The sequence below is a fragment of the Calidithermus terrae genome (assembly GCF_003574345.1).
GTDB lineage: Bacteria > Deinococcota > Deinococci > Deinococcales > Thermaceae > Calidithermus > Calidithermus chliarophilus.
Window position 1 is genome coordinate 1 of the sequence record NZ_QXDL01000422.1, and the last position, 1,307, is coordinate 1,307.

The following is a 1,307-nucleotide window of genomic DNA, read 5'->3' on the forward strand; positions in this document are numbered from 1 at the left end:
GGGACACCCGCTCGGCCTGGGCGGGACAGCCCAAGCCGAGCGGGTGTCCCCTGGGGGGTGGGGCTGTAGTCGGCCTGCGGGGCGGGCACGACCCCAGTGGATGATTAACCCCAACGAGGCGTCTTGCGTCTTGCGTTTGGCGTACGGCGTAGGACGTACGACCCGCCCCCGGCGCCCGGCGCTCGGCATTCCCCGCGCTACCCACAATCCGGGTCCACGTCGCCGCCGGCGTTGTGGCTGAAGGTGTTGCCCGGGCCTAGCTCGAGCACGTAGCCGTCCACCTCGGGGTTGCCGCAGCGCACGCCCCAGCCTTGGCTGTGGTGGATGTTGGCGTGGCTCAGGCTGAGGTAGGCGTCGAAGTCAACGACGACGTTGGCGTTGAGGCCGAGGATGCTCTCGCCCCCGGCGTAGCCGATGTCAACGTGCTCGAGCTTGTTGGCCCTCGAGGTCGAGTCGAAGAACCAGATGCCCGCCCAGTAGCCCGGCACCGCCTCCTTGCCCGTGAACACCACCGGCTCGGCGGCCGTGCCCACGGCGCGCAGGGCGCCGGTTTCCTCCACGGTGAGGTTGCCCTTGTCGCTGAAGACCAGCTTGACCCCCGGGGCGAGCGTGAGCGTGCCCCAGGCGACGTTGAGGTAGCCCTCGACGAAGTAGGGCGCGTTGAGCTTCTTCCAGGTCACGTCTTCCTCCAAGTCGCCCAGGCCGGTGCCCACGTAGGGGCGGCCGTTGGGCTTCTCCCGGCCCGCGTAGTCGCTGGCCGCGTCGAGCAGGTGGACCTGGGCGGGGTCGATCACCACGCCGTACCAGGTGTTGCCGAAGAAGCGGTTGTTCTCGAATTCGATCAGGCGTAGCGAGCGGAAGATGGCGCCGTTGACGTAGCTGCCGGAGATGGTCGAGTGCTTGAGCACCAGCGAGCCGCCGAAGCCCGCCAGGGCGCCCTTGGGGTGGTAGTAGCCCCCCTCCTGCCCGGCGTTGACGATGTCCACGTACTCGATGCGGCTGGGCCGGGCGTTGGTGCCGAAGATGATCCCGCTCCAGTAGCCGGTGACGGGGTTGAGGCCCTCCATGCGGATGCGGGCGGCGGGGGTGCCGACGGCGATGAGCTCGCCGCCGTCGATGTTGAGCTCGCTGTCCTTGGTGAAGCGCAGCAGCGTGCCCGGCTCGATCTCGAGCCTCGAGTTCACCTCGATGAACCCGTCAACGAGGTAGTCGCACCTCGCGCCGGAGTTGACGAGCCGCGTGGGCACGGTGATGTCGGCGTTGATCGTGGCCGCGCAGGTGTCGCCGCCCCCACCGCCCCCGCCGCC

Annotated in this window: 1 protein-coding gene; it reads right to left on the reverse strand. The window is 69.2% G+C overall.

What is annotated here, in order from left to right:
- Positions 1–197: 197 nt before the first annotated feature.
- Positions 198–1,307, reverse strand: a 1,110-nt coding sequence (locus Mterra_RS22725) for a hypothetical protein (RefSeq protein WP_218023005.1), incomplete at its 5' end; no start/stop codon positions are given.